Annotated in this window: 25 protein-coding genes and 1 tRNA gene; 11 read left to right on the top strand and 15 right to left on the bottom strand. The window is 68.0% G+C overall.

The window, feature by feature from the left end:
- On the top strand, nt 1-248 hold a 248-nt coding region (locus sphst_RS21140), incomplete at its 5' end, for a hypothetical protein (RefSeq protein ID WP_234387495.1).
- On the opposite strand, the gene sphst_RS20860 is transcribed toward sphst_RS21140, so the two are convergent.
- The 3 genes from sphst_RS20860 to sphst_RS21135 all read right to left on the bottom strand — a co-directional run bounded on the left by sphst_RS20860 (nt 245) and on the right by sphst_RS21135 (nt 1,728).
- Nucleotides 245-400, bottom strand: coding sequence for a hypothetical protein (locus sphst_RS20860; RefSeq protein WP_166746558.1), 156 nt, complete (start codon nt 398-400; stop codon nt 245-247). The genes sphst_RS21140 and sphst_RS20860 overlap by 4 nt on opposite strands.
- 92 nt (nt 401-492) lie before the next feature.
- Nucleotides 493-579, bottom strand: a tRNA-Leu gene (locus sphst_RS06240).
- Between the two features lie 162 nt (nt 580-741).
- On the bottom strand, nt 742-1,728 hold the full coding sequence (locus sphst_RS21135; RefSeq protein WP_234387494.1) for an MJ0042-type zinc finger domain-containing protein: 987 nt from the start codon (nt 1,726-1,728) through the stop codon (nt 742-744).
- Between the two features lie 198 nt (nt 1,729-1,926).
- Here sphst_RS21135 and ftsE point away from each other — a divergent pair, with 198 nt between their 5' ends.
- From ftsE to sphst_RS06210, 5 genes are read left to right on the top strand one after another with little or no spacing between them, the layout of a single operon-like run.
- Nucleotides 1,927-2,637, top strand: a complete 711-nt coding sequence (gene ftsE / locus sphst_RS06225) for a cell division ATP-binding protein FtsE (protein WP_056406665.1) — start codon at nt 1,927-1,929, stop codon at nt 2,635-2,637.
- Nucleotides 2,634-3,110 (top strand): cell division protein FtsX, encoded by a 477-nt coding sequence (locus sphst_RS21130; protein WP_234387493.1) that lies wholly within the window; start codon nt 2,634-2,636, stop codon nt 3,108-3,110. Before ftsE ends, sphst_RS21130 begins: the two co-directional genes overlap by 4 nt.
- Complete coding sequence (locus sphst_RS21125; protein WP_234387492.1) at nt 3,089-3,511, top strand: FtsX-like permease family protein; 423 nt, start codon at nt 3,089-3,091, stop codon at nt 3,509-3,511. Before sphst_RS21130 ends, sphst_RS21125 begins: the two co-directional genes overlap by 22 nt.
- Nucleotides 3,508-4,044: a YdcF family protein gene (locus sphst_RS06215; RefSeq protein WP_031393671.1), complete on the top strand. Its 537-nt coding sequence runs from the start codon at nt 3,508-3,510 to the stop codon at nt 4,042-4,044. The genes sphst_RS21125 and sphst_RS06215 overlap by 4 nt, the downstream gene beginning before the upstream one ends.
- A complete protein-coding gene (locus sphst_RS06210) occupies nt 4,041-4,727 on the top strand; it encodes a lysophospholipid acyltransferase family protein (RefSeq protein WP_031393672.1) in 687 nt (228 codons plus the stop codon). The genes sphst_RS06215 and sphst_RS06210 overlap by 4 nt, the downstream gene beginning before the upstream one ends.
- A 25-nt stretch (nt 4,728-4,752) precedes the next feature.
- Here the strand turns inward: sphst_RS06210 and sphst_RS06205 are convergent, their stop codons facing one another.
- A complete protein-coding gene (locus sphst_RS06205) occupies nt 4,753-5,661 on the bottom strand; it encodes a prephenate/arogenate dehydrogenase family protein (protein ID WP_031393673.1) in 909 nt (302 codons plus the stop codon).
- Nucleotides 5,661-6,758 carry a histidinol-phosphate transaminase gene (gene hisC / locus sphst_RS06200; RefSeq protein WP_031393674.1) on the bottom strand — a complete coding sequence of 366 codons (1,098 nt, stop codon included), beginning with the start codon at nt 6,756-6,758 and terminating at the stop codon, nt 5,661-5,663. Before hisC ends, sphst_RS06205 begins: the two co-directional genes overlap by 1 nt.
- A 73-nt stretch (nt 6,759-6,831) precedes the next feature.
- Between hisC and metX the strand changes: the two genes are divergently transcribed.
- The 3 genes from metX to sphst_RS06185 all read left to right on the top strand — a co-directional run bounded on the left by metX (nt 6,832) and on the right by sphst_RS06185 (nt 9,094).
- On the top strand, nt 6,832-7,971 hold the full coding sequence (metX, locus tag sphst_RS06195) for a homoserine O-acetyltransferase MetX (RefSeq protein WP_031393675.1): 1,140 nt from the start codon (nt 6,832-6,834) through the stop codon (nt 7,969-7,971).
- Nucleotides 7,968-8,588, top strand: a complete 621-nt coding sequence (gene metW / locus sphst_RS06190; protein ID WP_031393676.1) for a methionine biosynthesis protein MetW — start codon at nt 7,968-7,970, stop codon at nt 8,586-8,588. The genes metX and metW overlap by 4 nt, the downstream gene beginning before the upstream one ends.
- A gap of 110 nt (nt 8,589-8,698) precedes the next feature.
- On the top strand, nt 8,699-9,094 hold the full coding sequence (locus sphst_RS06185; protein ID WP_031393677.1) for a response regulator: 396 nt from the start codon (nt 8,699-8,701) through the stop codon (nt 9,092-9,094).
- Between the two features lie 16 nt (nt 9,095-9,110).
- Here the strand turns inward: sphst_RS06185 and sphst_RS06180 are convergent, their stop codons facing one another.
- The 6 genes from sphst_RS06180 to sphst_RS06155 all read right to left on the bottom strand — a co-directional run bounded on the left by sphst_RS06180 (nt 9,111) and on the right by sphst_RS06155 (nt 15,142).
- The gene (locus sphst_RS06180; protein WP_234387491.1) at nt 9,111-10,658 is read right to left on the bottom strand and encodes a sensor histidine kinase; all 1,548 of its coding nucleotides are present in this window, start codon (nt 10,656-10,658) and stop codon (nt 9,111-9,113) included.
- A gap of 5 nt (nt 10,659-10,663) precedes the next feature.
- Nucleotides 10,664-11,248 carry a single-stranded DNA-binding protein gene (gene ssb, locus sphst_RS06175; protein WP_056406676.1) on the bottom strand — a complete coding sequence of 195 codons (585 nt, stop codon included), beginning with the start codon at nt 11,246-11,248 and terminating at the stop codon, nt 10,664-10,666.
- Nucleotides 11,249-11,256: 8 nt separating this feature from the next.
- Nucleotides 11,257-13,119, bottom strand: a complete 1,863-nt coding sequence (gene feoB / locus sphst_RS06170; RefSeq protein ID WP_031394932.1) for a ferrous iron transporter B — start codon at nt 13,117-13,119, stop codon at nt 11,257-11,259.
- A gap of 13 nt (nt 13,120-13,132) precedes the next feature.
- The gene (locus tag sphst_RS06165; protein WP_031394931.1) at nt 13,133-13,408 is read right to left on the bottom strand and encodes a FeoA family protein; all 276 of its coding nucleotides are present in this window, start codon (nt 13,406-13,408) and stop codon (nt 13,133-13,135) included.
- Nucleotides 13,409-13,514: 106 nt separating this feature from the next.
- The gene (locus sphst_RS06160) at nt 13,515-14,168 is read right to left on the bottom strand and encodes a COQ9 family protein (RefSeq protein WP_107045312.1); all 654 of its coding nucleotides are present in this window, start codon (nt 14,166-14,168) and stop codon (nt 13,515-13,517) included.
- A complete protein-coding gene (locus tag sphst_RS06155) occupies nt 14,165-15,142 on the bottom strand; it encodes a DMT family transporter (RefSeq protein ID WP_107045311.1) in 978 nt (325 codons plus the stop codon). The genes sphst_RS06160 and sphst_RS06155 overlap by 4 nt, the downstream gene beginning before the upstream one ends.
- Before the next feature lie 50 nt (nt 15,143-15,192).
- Here sphst_RS06155 and sphst_RS06150 point away from each other — a divergent pair, with 50 nt between their 5' ends.
- Together sphst_RS06150 and sphst_RS06145 are read left to right on the top strand one after the other, a co-directional pair.
- On the top strand, nt 15,193-16,281 hold the full coding sequence (locus sphst_RS06150; RefSeq protein ID WP_107045310.1) for an alkene reductase: 1,089 nt from the start codon (nt 15,193-15,195) through the stop codon (nt 16,279-16,281).
- 90 nt (nt 16,282-16,371) lie between these two features.
- The gene (locus sphst_RS06145; RefSeq protein WP_234387490.1) at nt 16,372-16,908 is read left to right on the top strand and encodes a hypothetical protein; all 537 of its coding nucleotides are present in this window, start codon (nt 16,372-16,374) and stop codon (nt 16,906-16,908) included.
- A gap of 50 nt (nt 16,909-16,958) precedes the next feature.
- On the opposite strand, the gene ribH is transcribed toward sphst_RS06145, so the two are convergent.
- The 4 genes from ribH to ribD form a co-directional block, all read right to left on the bottom strand.
- Nucleotides 16,959-17,381 carry a 6,7-dimethyl-8-ribityllumazine synthase gene (gene ribH, locus sphst_RS06140; RefSeq protein WP_031440486.1) on the bottom strand — a complete coding sequence of 141 codons (423 nt, stop codon included), beginning with the start codon at nt 17,379-17,381 and terminating at the stop codon, nt 16,959-16,961.
- Nucleotides 17,381-18,544 (bottom strand): 3,4-dihydroxy-2-butanone-4-phosphate synthase, encoded by a 1,164-nt coding sequence (gene ribB, locus sphst_RS06135; RefSeq protein WP_031394606.1) that lies wholly within the window; start codon nt 18,542-18,544, stop codon nt 17,381-17,383. The genes ribH and ribB overlap by 1 nt, the downstream gene beginning before the upstream one ends.
- Nucleotides 18,534-19,175 carry a riboflavin synthase gene (locus sphst_RS06130; protein WP_031394605.1) on the bottom strand — a complete coding sequence of 214 codons (642 nt, stop codon included), beginning with the start codon at nt 19,173-19,175 and terminating at the stop codon, nt 18,534-18,536. The genes ribB and sphst_RS06130 overlap by 11 nt, the downstream gene beginning before the upstream one ends.
- On the bottom strand, nt 19,175-19,981 hold an 807-nt coding region (ribD, locus tag sphst_RS06125), incomplete at its 5' end, for a bifunctional diaminohydroxyphosphoribosylaminopyrimidine deaminase/5-amino-6-(5-phosphoribosylamino)uracil reductase RibD (protein WP_107045309.1). The genes ribD and sphst_RS06130, both read right to left, overlap by 1 nt.

Raw genomic sequence — 19,981 nt, 5'->3', positions numbered from 1 at the left:
GCGCGAAACTCGAGGTTGCGGCGTCGCTCTGCGAGCATTTTTCACAGGGGCAGGCGGCCCAGCTCGTCGTCGATCCCGGCGGACTCGCGATTTTTGCGGCAATCTGCTGGCGACGTGGCAACCGATTCGGGCTTCGCTTCGTTGCGCCGCTATCGCTCGTGACTTTGTCCCGGGTGCTGGAGTCAAACCCCGATTGTCAGGTCCCCATCCCCCCTCCCAGGGGCCTGGCAACGACGACCGGCGACTAAACCTCGTCGGTCGTCAACTTCACCTTGTTGGGAAGCTTCTTGCCCTTGGTGCGGCGCGACGGGAGCTGCACGGGGTGTTTCTTCTTCCACTGCGCGAACGTCATCGGGCCATCGGGCGTTTCGATGATCTGGTCGTCGATCGAATCGGCCATCGCCGTGCTCCGCTTTGACAGGATCCCGCAGGACAGACCGTCATGTCCCCCATGGGGGTGGTTCTGATCCGGGTCGGTAGAAACGAGGAAAGTGGTGCGGCCGAGAAGACTCGAACTTCCACGGGCTTTCGCCCACAACGACCTCAACGTTGCGCGTCTACCAGTTCCGCCACGGCCGCACGTGAAACACTGACCGGACAAGCCGGCTAGCTGGTAGGCCGGTGCCACTAGCAAGGCTTTTGCGATCCCGCAACGCCCTTTCGCCATCGAATGCGCGCCGCTGCGAGAAAATCATGTCGCAGGGCCCTATGCCGCCACCGCGTCGGGGCGGCGGAACCGGATCAGGAGGCGTTTTCGCCGGCAAAGCTCAGTTCGAGCCGTTTCGAATTCGACGGCACGTCGAGCTTGGCGGAGTTGAAATCGATCGCCGCGCCGGGTGTCAGCGTCCGCTTTTGCGGGGTGATCGTCCAGCTATACACGATACGCCCCTGCGCGTCGCGCAGCTCGGCGCGGATGTCGGGCACACGCTGCGTCGAATCGGAGGGGTTGGTAACCTGCCCGCTGACCGCGAACAGCTCGGATCCGTTGTCCAGTTCGCGGCGCTCGATCGGATTGTCGCGCAGCCGCAGCGGCGTCTCGTCCGCGCCCGTCACGAGTCCAAGCTGCGTCGCAAGGCCGGGCGCGCCGACATAGAGGATCGCAGCGACGCCCAGCAGCATCAGAAGCCCGGCCGCCACCGCACCGATCGTCCACAACCGGGTGGTGTTGCGCCGTGCGCGGAACGGCGGGGCATGTGCGAATGCATCATAGGAATCGGCGTCGCTCCGGCTGCCCGCATAGGAGGGCGGAGCGGCGCTGTCGGTGGTCGTGGCAGACACGGTCGTCGCAGCCGCCGGCAGTACGGCCTGCGCATCTTCGACATCCGGCGCGGCAGAAGAAGGGGGAGCCGGCGCGGCGACCAATGGCGCAAAGGGTCGGATGATCGGCGGCGGCAGGTCGTCGGCGGTCTGCGCAGCCGAAGGCGGCGAAGACATCGGAACGCCGGACGGGGTGGGCGAGGACGGATTGGGCCACGCCGGATTGGGCCAGACCGGAGGCGCGGCGGGCTCGGCGTCAAACGCTGCGCCGAACGGCGGCGCGGGCGCGAAGCCGAGCGGGGCCGCGGGCATTGCCTCCGCAGGGGCCGGCGCGTCGGGCGCCGTGACGTCCGTCGCGGCCTGGAACCAGCTGTGGCGGCAATTGGCACAGCGCACGGTCCGACCTTCGGTGCCGATCGCGCTGTCGGGGACCAGATAGCGTGTGCTGCACTCGGGGCATTGGAGGATCATCGGGCACGATTCACTGCGGGCCGCGGGACGGGGCCGTTCGCCGTCAAACTAAGCACGTGGCCCCCGCTCGTGGCAAGCATCATGCGCCCGGATGCTGTCTGACACGCTGCAGATGGCCGCCAGCTTGAAGCCGCGCGCGCTTTCATGCGAAAGCGAGGCTGACGGCACAGGCGAACTCGGGCGGGCGCGACCAATTTCATGGCGAATATCGTGCAGTTCGAAAATGTTGGCTTGCGCTACGACACCGGCGCGGAAACGCTGTCCGACATCTCGTTCACGCTGCGCAGCGGCGCCTTCTACTTTCTGACCGGCGCAAGCGGCGCGGGCAAGACGTCGTTGCTACGACTGCTCTATCTCGCGCAGCGGCCGAGCCGCGGGGTGATCCGGCTGTTCGGCGAGGATGCCGTGCTGCTCCCGCGTGACCGGATGCCGGGGTTTCGCCGCCGCATCGGCGTGGTGTTCCAGGATTTCCGGCTCGTCCCGCATCTGTCGACCTGGGACAATATCGCTCTCCCGCTGCGCGTCGCGGGGATGCCCGAGGCGGACCTGCGCCAACCCGTCGAGGAGATGCTCGCCTGGGTCGGCCTGACCGAACGCGCCGAGGCGCGACCGGCGACGCTGTCGGGTGGTGAGCAGCAACGCGTCGCGATCGCCCGCGCGGTGATCGCCCGGCCCGAGATGCTGGTCGCGGACGAGCCGACCGGCAATGTCGATCCCGACATGGCCGAGCGGCTGCTGCATCTGTTCGAATCGCTCAACAAGCTCGGCACGACGGTGGTGGTCGCGACGCATGATCTGCACCTTCTCAACCGGATTCCGACCGCGCAGATGATGCGGCTCGATCACGGCCGGTTGCTCGATCCGACCGGGTCGTTGCAGTACCCCCCATCGCCCCGGGCCGAGCCATGAGCCGCGCATCCGAACGTCGCGTGCTCGACGAGGCTGGCGGCGTCCGTGCGATGACCTGGGTCATGGCGATCATGCTGTTCCTCACCATGCTTGCCGCCGCGCTGGGGCTGGGGACCGCGGGGGCCGCGCGCGCGCTCGATCGTCAGCTGGCGGGACGGCTGACGGTCCAGATCATCGACGGCGACCCGGTTCGGCGTGATGCCAGTGCCGCCCGCGTCCTCGCGACGCTGCGCACGCTGCCGGAGGTGACCCGCGTCGCCGCGGTCGATCGCGCCGAGCTGACGCGGCTGTTGCGACCCTGGCTCGGCAGCGACGGCGCCGATCCGGGGCTGCCCGTGCCGGCGATGATCGACGTCGATCTGGGCGGCCAGGACGATGCCGCGGTCGCAGCGGTGCGCGCGCGGTTCGCGGCGTTGCGCCGACCGCGCGCGTCGACCGGCACGAAACCTGGATGTCACCCGTCAGCGGGGTGATGCGTTCGCTGACGCTGCTCGCGCTCGGTATCGTCCTGCTGATGGCTGGCGCGACCGCGGCGGTGGTCGTGCTGGCGGCGCGCGCGGGACTTGAAACGCACCGCGCGACGATCGAGGTCATGCACATGCTGGGGTCGACCGATCTGCAGGTCGCGCGTCTCTTCCAGCGTCGGGTGGCGATCGACGCCGCGATCGGCGGCGTGGCCGGTGCCGGCGTCGCGATCGCCGTCATCCTGCTGATCATGACCCGGTTGCAGGGGCTGGGCTCCGAACTGCTCGACGGGGGGCGGTTGTCCTCGACCGACTGGGCCGCGCTGGGCGCGATGCCGATCGGCTTCATCGTGCTGGCGATGGTCGCTGCGCGCGCGACGATCGTGCGCGCGATGAGGACGACCCTGTGATCGTGCGCCTTCTGGGTGTCGGTGTGCTCGTCTGGGCGCTGGGGTTCGCCGCGTTCATGCTGCTCCTGCCGCCGCCGCTCAATGGCTCGACCACCGATGCGATCGTCGTGCCGACCGGCGGGGCAGGGCGGATCGATCGCGGTCTGGCGCTGCTGCGCGACCGCCAGGCCAAGCGGATGCTCGTGACCGGAGTCGCGCCCGGCGTCCGCCCGATCGACCTCGCGCTCGAATATCGCACCTCGCCCAGCGTCTTCGCCTGTTGCGTCGATCTCGGCGCGGATGCGGTGGATACGCGGTCGAATGCCGAGGAAACCGCGCGCTGGGTCAAGACGCACGATTATCGCACCGTGCGTCTCGTCACCTCGGACTGGCATGTCCCGCGCGCCAAGATGGAGCTTGCCGCGGTGCTCGGGCCGCGCGTGCTGGTGCTTGGCGACGGCGTCCCCGGCACGCCGCGGCTCGGGACGCTGGTCAACGAATATAACAAGTTGATCCTGCGACGGATCGCATTGTGGATAGGATTTGGCGCATGATCGCCTGGTTGCGAACGATCGTCTTCATGATCGTCTTTTACAGTATCTCGGCGCCGATCGTGCTGACCGTGCCGATCAGCGCGCTGTTCGGGTCGCGCGCGGTGATCGTCCATTCGACGGTGTGGACGCGGTTCCACCGCTGGGCGACGCGTTGGATCCTCGGCATCCAGATCCGGATCGAGGGGACGCGACCCGCCGGCGCGGCCTTCTACGCGTGCAAGCACCAGGCGATGTTCGAGACGCTCGAGCTTCAGGCGCTGCTCGACGGGCCGGCGATCGTGCTGAAGCGCGAACTGGCGGACATCCCCGCCTGGGGCTGGGCGGCGCGGCGTTACGGTGCGATCGTCGTCGACCGCGACGCGTCGGCCAAGGCGCTGCGCAACATGATGCGCGAGGCGATCGCGGCCAAGGCGACCGGGCGGTCGGTCCTGATCTTCCCCGAAGGCACCCGGGTCGCGCCGGGCGAGCATCCCCCGCTCAAGCCGGGTTTCGCCGGGCTGTACCGCGCGCTCGGCATGCCGACGGTCCCGATCGCCTGCGACAGCGGCACCGTCTGGCCGCGCAAGGGGCCCAAGCGCGCGGGCGTCATCACCTTCCGCTTCGGCGAGGTCGTCCCCGCCGGTCTCAAGCGCGAGGAGGCCGAGGCGCGCGTCCATGCGGCGATGAACGCGCTCGACGGCTGACGCCGCTGGTGCCGCTCAAACGGGGTCAGTCGTGCGCGCGGCCGAAATCGGCGGCGTCGTCGTCCTGACCCTGTTCGACGATCGACCGGCGCACCGCGCGCGTGCGCGTGAACAGGTCGAACAGCTCGTCGCCCTTGCCCCAGCGGATCGCGCGTTGCAGCGCACTAAGATCCTCCGAAAAACGCTGCAGCATGTCGAGGACCGCCTCACGGTTGGTCAGGAACACGTCGCGCCACATCGTTGGATCCGACGCGGCGATGCGCGTGAAATCGCGAAAGCCGCCCGCCGAATATTTGATCACCTCGGACTGGGTGACCTCTTCAAGGTCGCTCGCGGTACCGACGATCGTGTAGGCGATCAGATGGGGCAGATGGCTGGTGATCGCCAGCACCCGGTCATGATGATCGGGGGCCATGAACTCGATCTGCGCGCCCAGCCGCCGCCAGAATTCGGCGACCCGCTCGACCGCAGCCGGATCGGCGCCCTCGGGGGGCGTGACGATGCACCAGCGATGGTTGAACAATGTCGCGAACCCAGCTTCGGGCCCGCTGCGTTCGGTGCCAGCGACCGGATGCGCGGGGATCACGGTCGCGCCCGGCAGCGCCTCCGCCAGCACGCGCGCGACCTCGGTCTTGCTGCTGCCGACATCGCTGACGATCGCTTCGGCGGGCAGGTCCGCGGCAAACTCCGCCGCGACCGCCGCCATCGCGCCGACGGGGACGCACAGGATCACCAGATCGGCGTCGATCACCGCACTGCCCGCGGTGTCGGCGATGTCGTGGCACAGCTCCAGCCGGTCCGCGGTCGCACGCACCGCGGGATCGGCGTCATAGCCGGTGAGCCGCACCGTCGGCATCGCCTGCAGCACGCCGCGCGCGATCGACGATCCGATCAGCCCCAGTCCCAGGATCGTGACGCGTGCGAACGGCAGCATCAGCCCCGCTCGACCAGCGCGCGCAACGCCGCAATCACGCCGCGCGTCTCATCCTCGGTGCCGATCGTGATGCGCAGCGCGTTGGGAAGGCCCTGTCCGGGCAGCCAGCGGACGATATATCCCGCCTCCATCAGCCCGTGATAGGCCGAGTCGGCGGTCAGTCCGCCTTCGAACAGGACCAGCACGAAATTCGCCTTGGAGGGTACACAGCGAAGCCCTGCATTGCCCATCTGCGCGACCTGCTCGACGAACCAGCCACGCCAGCGATCGTTGTGCGCGCGAGTCGCATCGACGAAGCCGGTATCGGCCAGCGCCGCGACGGCCGCCGCCTGGCCTGCTGTCGTGACGTTGAAGGGGGCGCGGATGCGGTGCATCGCATCGATGATCGGCGCGCAGGCATAGCCCCAGCCGATCCGCTCGGCGGCCAGACCGTGGATCTTCGAGAAGGTCCGCGTGACGAGCACGTTCGCCTCGGTCATCGCCAGCGCGAGGCCCGCGTCGTCCTCCTCGGGGCTGAGATATTCGGCATAGGCCTGGTCGAGCACCAGCAGCACCGAACGCGGCAGGCCGGCGTGCAACCGGGCGATCTCGGCGCGCGGCGTGAAGGTGCCGGTCGGGTTGTTCGGGTTGGCGACGAATACGACGCGGGTGCGTTCGGTGACCGCGGCGAGGATCGCATCGACATCGGTCGCATAGTCGCGATCGTCGACGACGACCGGCTCCGCGCCGACGCGCCGCGTTGCGATCTCATACACCGCAAAGCCGTAGCGGACATGGATGATCTCGTCGCCGGGGCCCGCATAGGCGCCCGCCACCAGATGCAGGATCTCGTCCGATCCGGTGCCATAGATCACGCGCGCCGGATCCAGGTCGTAATGCGCCGCCAGTGCCTCGCGCAGCGCGGTCGCGCTGGCGTCGGGATAGCGTTCGAGCGTGTGATCCGCGCCATCGAACGCGGCCTTGGCCGCGGGGCTCGTCCCGAGCGGGTTCTCGTTCGACGACAGCTTGATCACCGTGCGGCCATCATCGGTCGTCGAGCGACCGGGCGTGTACGGCGCGATCCCCAGGATCCAGGGCTTCGGCGTGGGTGCGGGCATGATGTTTGTCATGGCCGCGGGGCATAGCGGTCGGTGTGGCGCAGTGGCAAATGGTTGTGGTAGCGGACGCGTCATGCTCGACACGATTGATCCCGACCGGACGACCGACGCGCGCTTCGGCCTGGCGCGTCGCGTGACCTTGCCGGGACCGTTGCGGCTCGATGGCGGCGTCCTGCTGTCGCCGGTCGACATTGCCTATGAAACCTATGGCACGCTGAATGCCGACGCCTCGAACGCGGTCCTGATCTGTCATGCGCTGACCGGTGATCAGCATGTCGCCTCGACGCATCCCCGGACCGGCAAGCCCGGCTGGTGGACGCGGATGGTCGGTGAGGGGCGACCGATCGATCCCGCGCGGCATTTCATCGTCTGCGCCAATGTGCTCGGCAGCTGCATGGGCTCGTCGGGACCGGCGACGATCAACCCCGCGACCGGGCGCGCCTGGGCGATGGGATTTCCGGTCATCACGATCCGCGACATGGTTCGCGCGCAGGCGATGCTGCTCGATCATCTCGGCGTCGACGTGCTGCAGGCGGTGGTCGGCGGATCGATGGGCGGGATGCAGGCGCTGAGCTGGCCCGCGACCTTCCCCGACCGGGTCCGCGCCTGTGTCGTGATCGCATCGACCGCGCGCCACACCGCGCAGAACATCGCCTTTCACGAGGTGGGCCGCCAGGCGGTGATGGCCGATCCGAACTGGCGCGGCGGCGATTATCACGACGAGTCCGCGCCGACCGCGGGGCTCGCGGTCGCGCGGATGGCGGCGCACATCACCTATTTGTCGGAAGCCGGGCTGACCGAGAAGTTCGGGCGGCGGCTGCAGGCGCGCGATGCCAAGTCGTTCGGTTTTGACGCCGATTTCCAGGTCGAGAGCTATCTGCGGCATCAGGGGCTCGCCTTCACGGACCGGTTCGACGCCAATTCCTATCTCTATATCACCCGCGCGATGGACTATTTCGATCTCGCGGAGGAGCATGGCGGGCTGCTCGCCAATGCCTTCCGCGCGACCAGGGCGCGATTCTGCCTCGTCAGCTTCGATACCGACTGGCTCTATCCGACCGCGGAATCGCGCAGCATCGTCCAGGCGCTCAATGCCGCAGGCGCACCGGTCAGCTTCGTCGAACTCAGCAGTCCGTACGGACACGACGCGTTTCTCCTCGAGGCGCCCGAGCTCAACCGCGTCGTCGACGGATTTCTGAGGGCAGGGGCATGAGCACCCCGACGCAGCAGGAGACGCTGCGCGCCGACCTGGGGATCATCGCGCATCACGTGGCCCGTGGGTCGCGCGTGCTCGACGTCGGATGCGGCGACGGCGCGCTGATGGCGGCGCTCCGGGACGAGCGCGCGGTCGATGCGCGCGGGCTGGAGATCGATCCGGGCAACGTTGCGGCCGCGGTAGGCCGCGGCCTGTCGGTGATCCAGGGCGACGCCGATGTCGACCTGCAGGGCTATCCCGATGCCAGCTTCGACTATGCGATCCTCAGCCAGACATTGCAGACCGCGCGCGCGCCCGACCTGGTGCTCGACCATCTGCTGCGGATCGGTCGGCGCGCCTTTGTCAGCTTTCCCAACTTCGCGCATTGGCGCGTGCGGCTGTCGCTGCTGTGGGGCGGGCGGATGCCGGTCACGCGGCAATTGCCCGAAAGCTGGTACGACACCCCCAACATCCATCACGTCACGATCGACGACTTCCGGGCGTTCCTCCGGCAGCGCGGCGTGATCGTCGAGGGCGCCTGGTTCCTGTCGGGCGACAAGCAGACGACGTCGGCGGCTGCCAACCTGCTCGCCGAGCACGCCGTATTCCTGTTGCGAGGCGAACCGGGGGCATGACCCTGGTGCTCCCCCGGTAACACAGGTTATTTGTTTCAATTCGCTACACGTTCTTGATTCAAATCAATAAACCGAAGGAACGGATAGCCCGGCCAACGGTTGCCACGACAATGACCAAGACCGCCATGATCGTTGAAGATGAAATCTTCGTCGCGCTGGATCTCGAAAGGATCCTGATCGACGCCGGATATCACGTCGTGGCGATCGCGGCGGACCGGGAGACCGCACTCATCGCCGCGGCTGGATGCGACTTCGCCTTTGTCGACGTCAATCTGCGCGACGGTCCGACCGGTCCGTCGATCGCGGAGACGATCGCGCGCGATCACGGCGTGAAAATCGTCTTCGTCACCGCCAATCCCAGCCAGATCGGCGACGCCGATTGCCTCGGCTATATCCGCAAGCCGTTCAACGATGCCGCGATCCTTGCCGCCGCCGAACTGGCGACCACGGGTCAGGCGCTACGCGGCGGTAGCGAACTGATCCAGATCCGGCGGCGCGGGAACTGACGGGGAGACCGCGCGGTCAGCGGCAGAAGGAGGGCAGGGGGACCCCGATCTCGACGCACAGCCCCTCCGGACGCCAGTCGCGCCGCACCGTGCCGCCCAACTGTCGGACCGCACTCATTTCGATCAGCTGACTGCCAAAGCCCTTATGGCTCGTCGGGTGTGCGATCGGCGGACCACCCTGCTCGCGCCAGGTCAGGCGCACCATGCCCGTGGCGCCATCTTCGTCATGCCCGATCGTCAGCGCAACATGCCCATCGACAGTCGACAGCGCGCCGTATTTCGTCGCGTTCGTTGCAAGCTCGTGGAACAGCAGGGCGAGCGGGGTCGCGGAACGGTCGTCGATCCGCACATCGTCGCCGATCACGACCAGACGATCCGTCCCGTCCCCGCGATAGGGTTCGAACAGATCGCCCAGCAGGCCCTTCAGACTGTCCTGCGGGGCTTCCGGACGCGACTGTGTGCTGTGCGGGCGGACGAAGTCGTGTGCACGGCCCAGTGCGGTGATCCGGTGGCGCAGGTCGGTCGCGATCCCCGCAAATTCGGGTTTGCCGCGCGCGGAAAAGGCGATGAGTCCGGCGATGACGGCGAAGATGTTCTTGATCCGGTGGCTCAGCTCCTGGCTGATCACCTCGCGCTCTTCATAGGCGAGCTTCTGCTCGTGGATGTCGGTGCAGGTCCCGAACCAGCGCGTGATCGCGCCCTGGTCGTCGCGCACGGGCAGCGCGCGGCCCAGCACCCAGCGATAGGTGCCGTCCCGGTGCCGCAGCCGATATTCGATCGTATAGGGCTCGCCGCTGGCGAGTGAATGGCGCCAGATCGTCCAGGCGCGGTCCTGGTCCTCGGGATGGAACACGTCGTTCCAGCCCTCGCCATCGGTCGTGCCGGGCGTCGTGCCGGTGAACTCGTACCAGCGCGCATTGTAATAATCATGGAAGCCGTCGGGCAGCGTCGACCAGACCATCTGTGGCATCGTATCGGCCAGCGTCCGGAACCGCAGATCGCTCGCCTCGAGCGTGCGCCGCGCCCGCGCCTCGGCAAAGGCCTGTTCGCGCGCGGTCCGGCGATCGTCGAGCCGCCCCATCGCCGCCTTGGCCAGCAGCGTTAGCCCGTCGCGCTGGAACGGCGTAAGCCCCGCCCGCGAGGTCGTCGCCAGCACGCACAGCGCGCCGAGTGGTACGCCTTCGCTCGAGACCAAAGGTGCGCCCGCGTAGAAGCGGACATGCGGGGCACCGGTCACCAGTGCATTGTCGACGAACCGCGGATCGGCCTGCGCGTCGGGCACCTCCATCACGTCGTGATGGTGCATCGCATGCGCACAGAAGGACTGGCTCAGTGGCGTCTGGTCGAGATCGGTGCCGCTCCGTGAGAGGAACCGCTGATATTCCTCCTCGACCAGGCTCAGCAGCGCGATCGGCGCATCGCACAACCGGGCGGCAAACGACACGATGTCGTCCAGCTCGCCCTGCATGCGCGCGCCCGCGACATCGTAGGACGAGATGACGCGTGATCGCGCCGCCTCGTCGAACACGCTCGGCGCTACTGGAGTCGAAACGGGTGGCGTCACGATGCTTAGAACGGCACGTCGTCGTCGAGATCGTCCGAGAACCCGCCGGTCTGGCCAAAGCTGCCGCCGCGCGCGCCGCCGCCACTGCCGCCACCCGACGGCGCCGAGCGGCCACCGCCGCCGCCGTAACCGCCGCCGCCCGACGAGCCGCCGCCAAAGTCGTTGCCGCCGCCGGCCCAGTCGTCGCCGCCGCCGCGGCTACCACCGCCACCGCCTGCGCCGCCGCCCTGGCCGCCATTCGGGCCGTCGAGCATCGTCAGCACGCTGTTGAAGCCCTGCAGCACGATCTCGGTCGAATACTTGTCCTGACCCTGCGCGTCCTGCCATTTGCGGGTCTGGAGCGCGCCCTCGATATAGACCTTCGAGCCCTTGCGCAGATACTTTTCCGCGACGTTGGCGAGGCCTTCGTTGAAGATGGCGACCGAATGCCATTCGGTTTTTTCCTTGCGCTCGCCCGACATCTTGTCCTTCCAGGACTCGGACGTCGCGATGCGCAGGTTGACGACCTTGCCGCCGTTCTGGAACTGCTTGCTTTCGGGATCGCGGCCGAGATTGCCGACGATGATGACCTTGTTGACGCTGCCTGCCATGATGCCCCTCAGAGGCCGGCGAACACCGCCAGCCAATATGTGATTCCGGCCATGATGTAGGCGGCGGCGAACAAATAGCCAACCATGAACGCCGGCCATTTCCACCCGTTCGTCTCGCGACGCGTGACGGCGATCGTCGAGATGCACTGCGGCGCGAACACGAACCACATCAGGAAGGCGAGCGCGGTCGGCAGGGTCCAGCGGCCGCGCAGATTCTCGACCATCGCCTTGCCGCCCTGGTTGCTGTCGGGATCGTCGATCGCATAGACCGTGCCGATCGCCGCGACGGCAACCTCGCGCGCGGCCATCGCCGGGATCAGCGCGAGCACGATGTCGCGGTTGAAGCCGATCGGCGCGAACACCGGGGCGATGCCGTTGGCGATCCGTCCCGCCGCCGAATAATCGACCGGCGATACCTTGCTGCCCTCGGGCGGCTTGGGGAAGCTCAGCATCACCCAGAGGATGACGGTGGAGATCAGGATGATGCCACCCGCGCGCTTCAGGAAGATCTGCGCGCGGCTCCACAGGCCGATGCCGACGTCGCGCCACTGCGGCCACTGATATTTCGGCATCTCCATCATGAAGCCCGACGACACGCCCTTGGTGACCGTCCGGCGCAGCACCAGCGCGGCGACGAACGCACCAACGATCCCCATCACGTACAGCCCGAGCATCACGAGCCCCTGAAGGCCGACGAACGGCAGCACCTGCGTGTTGGGAATGAAGGCGCCGATGATCAGCGTGTAGACCGGCAACCGCGCCGAACAGGTCATCAGCGGCGCGATCAGGATCGTCGTCAGCCGGTCCTTCTCGTCGTCGATCGTCCGCGTCGCCATGATGCCGGGGATCGCGCAGGCAAAGCTCGACAGCAGCGGGATGAACGCGCGCCCCGACAGCCCGACGCTCGCCATCACGCGGTCCATCAGGAACGCCGCGCGGACCATATAACCGCTCGCCTCGAGTACGAGGATGAAGAGGAACAGGATCAGGATCTGCGGCAGGAACACGATCACAGCGCCGACGCCCTTGATCACCCCGTCGACCAGCAGCGACCGGAGCAGCGAATCGGGAAGCTCCGACGTGATGAACGCCTGCAGCGCCGTGAAGCCGCCGTCGATCAGGTCCATGAACGGCTGCGCCCAGCTGAAGACCGCCTGGAACATCAGGAACATGATCGCCAGCAGTAGCACCGGCCCGGCGATGGGATGCAGCGCGACCCCGTCGAGCATGTGCGTCCAGCGCCGTACCGGCGTCTCGGACAGCGTGGCGGCCGTCGCGATGTCGCGCGCGCGCCGTTGCAGCGTGACGATGTCGTCCTGCACGCTGCCGTCCGACTTGCGCAGCCGGATCGGACCGTTGACGACAGTCTGCGTCAGGATCGCACGCAGCGCGTCGAGCCCGCGTTTGCGGACCGCGACGGTCGGGATCACCGGTACGCCGAGTTCGCGCGAAAGCACCGCCGCGTCGAGTTTCAACCCGTCGCGTTCGGCAAGGTCGACCATGTTGAGCGCCACCACGACGGGCAGGCCAAGCGCGATCAACTGGAGCGTGAAGCGCAGGTGATTGTCGAGATTGGCGGCATCGACGACCACGACCAGCGCGTCGGGCAGGCGTTCGCCGTCCTGCGTGCCGGTGACGACGTCGCGCGTGACGCGCTCGTCGGGGGAGGAGGGCTCGAGGCTGTAGGCGCCGGGAAGGTCGACCAGCTCGACCGGGCGGCCGTCGTCGAGCGTCAGCCGTCCGGCCTTGCGCTCGACGGTCACGCCTGGATAATTGCCGACCTTCTGCCGCGCACCCGTCAGCGCATTGAACAGCGCGCTCTTGCCGGCATTGGGATTGCCGACCAGCGCGACCAGCGGTGCTGCGTTCATAATGTCAGGCTGATTATTCTGCGGCGGCTGGCGTGGGTGATACGCGAATCGCACCTGCGACCGCGCGCCGCAATGCGACGGTCATCCGGCCGATCCGGCAGGCGATCGGACCCTGGCCCAGCGTCGCGCGGTGAAGAACCTCGACATCGACACCCTCGTCAAAGCCCAGTTCGCGCAACCGGCGTGCCTCGGGGCCCGCCAGTCGGGCCCAGTCGATCGCAGCGACGATGCCATGCTGCTTGCGTGGCAGCGTTTCGAGACTGACGGAACGATCGGGGCGAGTGTCCATGATGCGACTGATTATCAGTAACGGATCGCCAAGGGAAGCCCCGGCACACGTGCTTGACGCAGATTGCGCGCATTCCGTCGCCCCGTGACGACGTGCCGCAACGCGCTCATGCCACGGGATAGCGCAACCGCCCGACGAACCGCGACAGGCTGAAGCCATGCTCTGTCCGCTTGAGAAAGCCTGACTTTGCGGTTTCAAACCGCATGATGCCGTCGATCCGCCGGCTGAGGAACGCGCGCGTCTCGGCAAACCCCTCACTGTCATCGTCGAGGAAGACCGTGACCGTCGCGGCATAGACGCCGAGCAGGATCGTCCGCTTGGTATAATGATTGTAATCGGTCGCGACGTCGCCCGCGGCCCGCCAGATCGTGTCGACCGTCCGCCACCCGAGCCGCCCCGCCTTGGTCAGATTCTGCGGCAAGGCGAGGATCGCCAGCGCGCGGCGCAGCGATTCGCGGTCGGCGGCGGTCGCCTGCAGCCGGGCCTCGACCAGCGTCGCGATCCGGGCGCGGATCTTCATCGCCGACAGCCGTTCGGGCGGCACGCTTTCCAGCATCGCGACGTCGATATCGGCGAACCAGGCGTCGATCATGTCGACCGGCCCCTGTTCGAAGGCGAGCGCGGCGACGTCGCGGTCGATCCCCGCCGCGTCCGCCGCCATGTCGCGCGCCGCGTCGCTCCACCCGTCGAACGCCGCATTGGCGGCGATGCCGGGGGCGAGCAGCGAACGGATTTCGTCGAGCGTGAGGTCTTGGGTCATACCGTCTCCTGCCGTCCAAGATCAGGCGTGTCGAGCGCCTCTTCAATAGGGGGGCGATCGGCCGGCGTCCGGCGGACCAGCACCAGCGCGATCGCCACCATCACCACGCCGACCAGATCGGGCAGGCCGAGCCGCTCGCCATAGACCAGCCAGCCGACCGTCCCCGCGACCACCGGCTGGATCAGCAGCGCGATGCCGATCACCAGCGGCGAAAACCGCCCGAGCGCATAGATCATCAATCCCTGCCCCAGCACCTGGCTGCACAGCGCGAGGCCGATCAGCGGCCCCCACTGCGCCGGCACGATCCGCTCGCCCATCGCCAGCGCGAACACCAGCAACGGCACGATTCCCGCCAATGTCGACAGCACCAGCGTGGACAGAGGGGCGAGCGTCGTCCGCGCGCGCGCCATCAGGATGAAATACACCGTGTAGAGCAGCCCCGCGAGGATGCAGAGCAGGTCGCCCGCCAGGTTCTTCGCATCGAGCTGATAGGAGCGTCCGAGCAGCAGCGCCGCGCCCGCCGCGGCGAGCATCAGCGCCCAGCCCTGCGTCCGCGTCGGCCAGGTCCGCGCGACGAGGAACCCGTAGATCGGGAACATCAGCGTCGCCGCATTGCCGAACAGCGTCGCATTGGCGAGCGTGGTGCGCAGGATGCCGAGATGCCAGCTGCCGAGATCGGCGGCAAAGCACACGCCGCCCGCGATCAGCCCGATCCAGACGCCGCGCCCGAGCCGCGTCGGTCGCGCGCCCTGCTGCGCTGCGAGCAGGACGAGAAACGGCACCGCCAGCGTCAGCCGCCAGAAACCCGCCGCCACCGGTCCGACCTCAGTCGCGCGGACGAACCACGGTCCGAATGCGAGCGCGACATTGGCGATCAACAGCGCGCCGAACGCGAGCGTGCCGGGGGCGCCGGTCGTCGTCGCCGTCGGCGTTTCGGGCACGCTAGATATTCTTTGCGGGGCGGGGCGATGCATGCCGCGCTGTAGCGTCCTATCTTGCCCCCGTCAGGCATTAAGGAGCCCCCATGCCAAGCCTTTTCGATCCCATCACGCTCGGCGCCGTCGAAGCGCCCAACCGCATCCTCATGGCGCCGCTCACCCGCGGGCGTTCGGACAAGGACGCCGTCCCGTCCGACCTCATGATCGACTATTACACGCAGCGCGCCAGCGCCGGCCTGATCATCTCGGAAGCCACCGGCATCAGCCGCGAAGGCCTGGGCTGGCCATTCGCGCCGGGTCTGTGGACCGATGCGCAGGTTGCCGCGTGGAAGCCCGTCACCGCAGCCGTGCACGCCGCCGGCGGCCGCATCATCGCGCAGCTCTGGCACATGGGCCGCCAGGTCCATTCGTCGGTGATCGGCGGCCAGCCCGTTTCGTCGTCCGCAACCAAGACCGAAGGCCAGGCGCACACGTTCGAGGGCAAGAAGGATTTCGAGGTCGCGCGTCCGCTCGAGCTGAACGAAATCCCGCGGCTGCTGAACGACTATGAGCTCGCGACGAAGAACGCGCTCGAGGCCGGGTTCGACGGCGTCCAGATTCACGCCGCGAACGGCTATCTGATCGACCAGTTCCTGCGCGACAACGCAAACAGCCGCACCGATGACTATGGCGGCAGCATCGAGAACCGCATCCGCCTGCTTCGCGAAGTCACCGAGCGCGTGATCTCGGTCGCCGGCGCCGATCGTACCAGCGTCCGTCTCTCGCCCAACGGCGATTCGCAGGGCGTCGACGACAGCAATCCCGAGCCGCTGTTCACCGCCGCCGCGAAAGCGCTGTCCGATCTCGGCATCGCCTTCCTCGAGCTGCGCGAGCCCGGCCCCGATGGCACCTTCGGCAAGACCGACGTGCCGAAGCTCAGCCCGGCGATCCGCAAGGTCTTCAAGGGCGTGCTGGTCGTGAACTCGGATTACGACACGCTCGAAAAGGCGCAGGCCGAGCTCGACAAGGGCGATGCCGATGCGATCAGCTTCGGCCGGACGTTCATCGCGAACCCCGATCTGCCCGAGCGTCTGCGCACCGGCGCACCTCTGGCGCATGATAACCCGAAGACCTGGTACAGCCAGGGCCCCGAGGGATATATCGACTATCCGGCGCTGGAAACCGTGCCCGCCTAAGCCGACCGCCTGATTGTCACCGGTGACGCCATCGCATAGCAGCGCGGCTTTCGCGTCGTGCGCGGCGCACCGGTGACGACAGGATATGACATGACCGACGGCTGGGGCCCGCCGAAATCGCCCCCCAAATCCAGCCTCGCATCGGCCTGGCCGCTGAACGATCGCGGCCCCGGCCCGTTGCTGCCCGGCACCGCGGATCGCGCTGCCCGCCGCGCTGAAGAGCGTGCACGCGAGCGGGAACAGCGCGCGCAGGACCGCCTCGCCGCGACTGATCAGCGCGCCGAAGCCCGCGCCGCGCAACGCGATGCGCTCTCGCAGGACCGTGAACGTGCGCGCGAAGCCCGTCGGGTCGAGGAAGCGCAGCGGATCCGCGCGCGCCTAGACGCGCCGCCCGCCAATGACGAGGAAGCGCTCAAGATCGCCAAGCGCCGCCGCTCGGGCGCGCGTGCGCGCAGCGGCGAGGAGACGAAGACCGAACGCGACACGCGCGGTTATACGACGATCGTCGACCCCGCCCGCATCCGCACGCTCGCCGCCCGCGGCGCGTCGATCGCCGCGCTGGCCGCCGCGTTCGGAATCACGGCCGAAGAGGTCGAGGCCGCCCTGCGCGACACTCCCGAGGAATGATCAGGGCGATCGTGGGTGGATGAGGGCGGACGTTCGAACGCCCAGGCATCCTACGCGACGAAGCGGTCCTTCAGTGCCAGCATCGCGAGCGCCGCCTTGGCCGCGCCGCCGCCCTTGTCGCCCTCGGTCGGGCGCGCACGCGTGAGCGCCTGCGCCTCGTTCTCGGTGGTCAGGATGCCGTTGCCGATCGGCAGGCCGTCCATCGTCAGCGCCATGATCCCGCGCGCGCTCTCGCCCGCGACGATCTCGAAATGATAGGTCTCGCCGCGGATCACGACACCCAGCGCGACATAGCCGTCATAGGTCTCGCTCTCGGCCGCCAGCGCGATCGCACCGGGGACCTCGAGCGCGCCGGGGACGGTGATCGTCTCGTGGCTGTGGCCCGCGGCCTCGATCGCCGCGCGCGCGCCCTCGATCAGCAGGTCGTTCAGATGGTCGTAGAACCGCGCTTCGACGATCAGGATATGCGCCATCAGTTGGGAGCCTTTTCGGTGTCGAGGGGAGCGATCGGGCGTTCGCCGACGATCGACAGGCCATAGCCGTCGAGCCCGACCAGCGTGTGGTGCGTGTTGGTGATCAGCACCATGTCATGGACGCCGAGCTCGGTCAGGATCATCGCGCCGACGCCGTAGTCGCGCAGCTCTTCCATGTCCGGGGTGATCTCCGCGCCCGCCTTCTTCAGCACGGCGGAGGTGAACGCGTTGCCGCGCGGCCGGTTGATGACGACGATCACGCCCGCGCCCTCGTCGGCGATCATCTGCATCGACCGCGCGAGGATCCGGCCGCGATCGCCCGATTCGCCGAAGATGTCAGCGAAGGGCGACAGCGCATGCATGCGGACGAGCGTCGGCTTTGCCGGGTCGATTCGGCCCTTGACCAGCGCGACCTGCTCGGTGCCCGTCGCCTTGTTCCAGAAGGTCAGCGCGGTCCAGTCGCCGCCCCATTCGGACGTGAACCTGGCCTCGGCGCGCTTCTCGACCAGATGATCGTAGCGGCGGCGATACGCGATCAGGTCGCGGATCGTGCCGATCTTGATGTTGTGGAACTGCGCGAAGGTGACGAGGTCGTCCATCCGCGCCATCGTCCCGTCCTCGTTCATGATCTCGCAGATCACGCCCGAGGGGTTGAGCCCGGCCAGCCGCGCGACGTCGACCGCCGCCTCGGTATGGCCGGCGCGGATCAGCACGCCGCCGTCGCGCGCGACCAGCGGGAAGACATGGCCTGGGGTGACGATGTCCGCCTTCTGCTTGGTCGCATCGATCGCCACTGCGATCGTCCGCGCGCGATCCGCCGCAGAGATGCCCGTGGTAACGCCTTCGAGCGCCTCGATCGACACGGTGAACGCGGTCTCGTGCCGCGTGCCGTTGTTGCGGCTCATCAGCTCGAGCCCAAGTTCCTCTGTCCGTGCTCGGGTCAGCGCGAGGCAGATCAGCCCGCGACCGAACTTCGCCATGAAGTTGATCTTCTCGGGCGTCGCCATCTGCGCGGGGATGACCAGGTCGCCCTCATTCTCGCGGTCCTCGTCATCGACCAGGATGAACATCCGGCCGTTGCGCGCCTCGTCGATGATCTCTTCGGGGCTCGACAGATATCCATGCTTCATGCGCCCGAGTTCGGCGCTGCGTTCAGCCGGCATTGACACGGTAATGCTCCATCCGTTGGAGATAGCGGGCAAGGACGTCGATCTCGATATTGACCGTCCGGTCCGTCTCGATCGTCCCGAGCGTGGTGACGCCCCAGGTATGCGGGATGATGTTCAGCCCGAACTCGACCGCCCTTTGCCCATCGGGGCCGTCGACGTCGCGGACGGTGTTGACGGTCAGCGACACGCCGTCGATCGTGACCGATCCCTTGGCGGCGATGAACGGCGCGATGTCTGCGCCGGCGCGGACGGTGACGCGGTGCGATCCGCCCTCCTCGACCACCGACACCACCGTGCCGAGCCCGTCGACATGGCCGGTGACGATATGCCCGCCCAGTTCCTCGCCGAGCTTCATCGCGCGTTCGAGATTGAGCGGGCGGCCTTGCGTCCACTGGTCGCGCGCGGTGCGGCTGATCGTCTCGCCCGACACGTCGACCGCGAACCAGTGCGGTCCGTCGCCGCCCGCGGACTTGTCGACCACGGTCAGGCACACGCCCGAACACGCGATCGACGCGCCCAGGTCGATCGTGGCGGGATCATAGGCGGTCGCGATGACCACGCGCGTGTCGCCCTGTTGCGCCACGCTGGTGATTGTGCCGATGTCGGTGACGATTCCGGTAAACATTATCCCTCGTTTCGCTCGCGCTCGTAGACCTCGACTCGGTCGCTGCCAAGTTGCCGTGAATCGACGATCGACCAGCGGCCATGCGCGCTGGAAAGATCGCCGAGACCAATATCGCCAATGGAATGCCGGCCGTTCCCGATCAGGATCGGCGCGCGGTACAGCAGCAGCCGATCGACCAGATCCGCGGCAAGGAACGCCGACGCTACGGCCGCGCCGCCCTCGACCAGCAGATGGTCGCCGGGCAGGGCCGCAATATCCTGCGGATCCGCGATGACGTGCCACCCCGCGTCCGCATCGGGCGCCGTCCGCGACAGCAGCACGCGGCGCGGCGCCCGCGGCTCAAGTCCCGCAAGCCGCACGTCGAGTCGCGGCGCATCCGCCTCGAACGTCCCGCGCCCTACCAGGATTGCCTCGTGCCGGCTCCGTTCGAGATGCGCATGCGCGCGCGCCTGTGGCCCGGTGATCCAGCGGCTCGACCCGTCCGCCATCGCGATACAGCCGTCGAGCGAGGTCGCGAGCTTCAGCGTGACATGCGGCCGGCCGCGGGCGAGTCGCGTGAGGAACCCCGCCATCGACCGTCGCGCCTCGGCGGCGCGCACGCCCGTCTCGACGCGGATCCCGGCGTCGCGCAACCGCGCGAACCCGCGCCCCGCCGTCCGGGGATCCGGATCCTCCAGCGCCGCGACGACCCGCGCCACGCCCGCCGCGATCAGCAGGTCGCCGCACGCCGGCCCGCGCGGTGATTCATGCGCGCAGGGCTCGAGCGTCACATAGGCCGTGGCTCCCCGCGCCTTCGCGCCAGCCTG

The organism is Sphingomonas sp. STIS6.2 (assembly GCF_000732685.2).
GTDB classification, from domain to species: domain Bacteria; phylum Pseudomonadota; class Alphaproteobacteria; order Sphingomonadales; family Sphingomonadaceae; genus Sphingomonas; species Sphingomonas aerolata.
This window is presented reverse-complemented; position numbering and strand designations above follow the sequence as displayed.

What these genes read in the sequence shown, in the direction of transcription:
- sphst_RS06160 (WP_107045312.1), bottom strand. Translation starts at nt 14,168, where the DNA reads ATGACCCAAGACCTCACGCTCGACGAAATCCGTTCGCTGCTCGCCCCC.
- sphst_RS06130 (WP_031394605.1), bottom strand. Translation starts at nt 19,175, where the DNA reads ATGTTTACCGGAATCGTCACCGACATCGGCACAATCACCAGCGTGGCG.
- sphst_RS06155 (WP_107045311.1), bottom strand. Translation starts at nt 15,142, where the DNA reads ATGCATCGCCCCGCCCCGCAAAGAATATCTAGCGTGCCCGAAACGCCG.
- sphst_RS06210 (WP_031393672.1), top strand. Translation starts at nt 4,041, where the DNA reads ATGATCGCCTGGTTGCGAACGATCGTCTTCATGATCGTCTTTTACAGT.
- ftsE (WP_056406665.1), top strand. Translation starts at nt 1,927, where the DNA reads ATGGCGAATATCGTGCAGTTCGAAAATGTTGGCTTGCGCTACGACACC.
- metW (WP_031393676.1), top strand. Translation starts at nt 7,968, where the DNA reads ATGAGCACCCCGACGCAGCAGGAGACGCTGCGCGCCGACCTGGGGATC.
- sphst_RS21130 (WP_234387493.1), top strand. Translation starts at nt 2,634, where the DNA reads ATGAGCCGCGCATCCGAACGTCGCGTGCTCGACGAGGCTGGCGGCGTC.
- sphst_RS06205 (WP_031393673.1), bottom strand. Translation starts at nt 5,661, where the DNA reads ATGCTGCCGTTCGCACGCGTCACGATCCTGGGACTGGGGCTGATCGGA.
- sphst_RS21135 (WP_234387494.1), bottom strand. Translation starts at nt 1,728, where the DNA reads ATGATCCTCCAATGCCCCGAGTGCAGCACACGCTATCTGGTCCCCGAC.
- feoB (WP_031394932.1), bottom strand. Translation starts at nt 13,119, where the DNA reads ATGAACGCAGCACCGCTGGTCGCGCTGGTCGGCAATCCCAATGCCGGC.
- ribB (WP_031394606.1), bottom strand. Translation starts at nt 18,544, where the DNA reads ATGCCGGCTGAACGCAGCGCCGAACTCGGGCGCATGAAGCATGGATAT.
- sphst_RS20860 (WP_166746558.1), bottom strand. Translation starts at nt 400, where the DNA reads ATGGCCGATTCGATCGACGACCAGATCATCGAAACGCCCGATGGCCCG.
- sphst_RS06150 (WP_107045310.1), top strand. Translation starts at nt 15,193, where the DNA reads ATGCCAAGCCTTTTCGATCCCATCACGCTCGGCGCCGTCGAAGCGCCC.
- sphst_RS06185 (WP_031393677.1), top strand. Translation starts at nt 8,699, where the DNA reads ATGACCAAGACCGCCATGATCGTTGAAGATGAAATCTTCGTCGCGCTG.
- sphst_RS06165 (WP_031394931.1), bottom strand. Translation starts at nt 13,408, where the DNA reads ATGGACACTCGCCCCGATCGTTCCGTCAGTCTCGAAACGCTGCCACGC.
- metX (WP_031393675.1), top strand. Translation starts at nt 6,832, where the DNA reads ATGCTCGACACGATTGATCCCGACCGGACGACCGACGCGCGCTTCGGC.
- sphst_RS06145 (WP_234387490.1), top strand. Translation starts at nt 16,372, where the DNA reads ATGACCGACGGCTGGGGCCCGCCGAAATCGCCCCCCAAATCCAGCCTC.
- hisC (WP_031393674.1), bottom strand. Translation starts at nt 6,758, where the DNA reads ATGCCCGCACCCACGCCGAAGCCCTGGATCCTGGGGATCGCGCCGTAC.
- sphst_RS21125 (WP_234387492.1), top strand. Translation starts at nt 3,089, where the DNA reads ATGTCACCCGTCAGCGGGGTGATGCGTTCGCTGACGCTGCTCGCGCTC.
- ssb (WP_056406676.1), bottom strand. Translation starts at nt 11,248, where the DNA reads ATGGCAGGCAGCGTCAACAAGGTCATCATCGTCGGCAATCTCGGCCGC.
- ribH (WP_031440486.1), bottom strand. Translation starts at nt 17,381, where the DNA reads ATGGCGCATATCCTGATCGTCGAAGCGCGGTTCTACGACCATCTGAAC.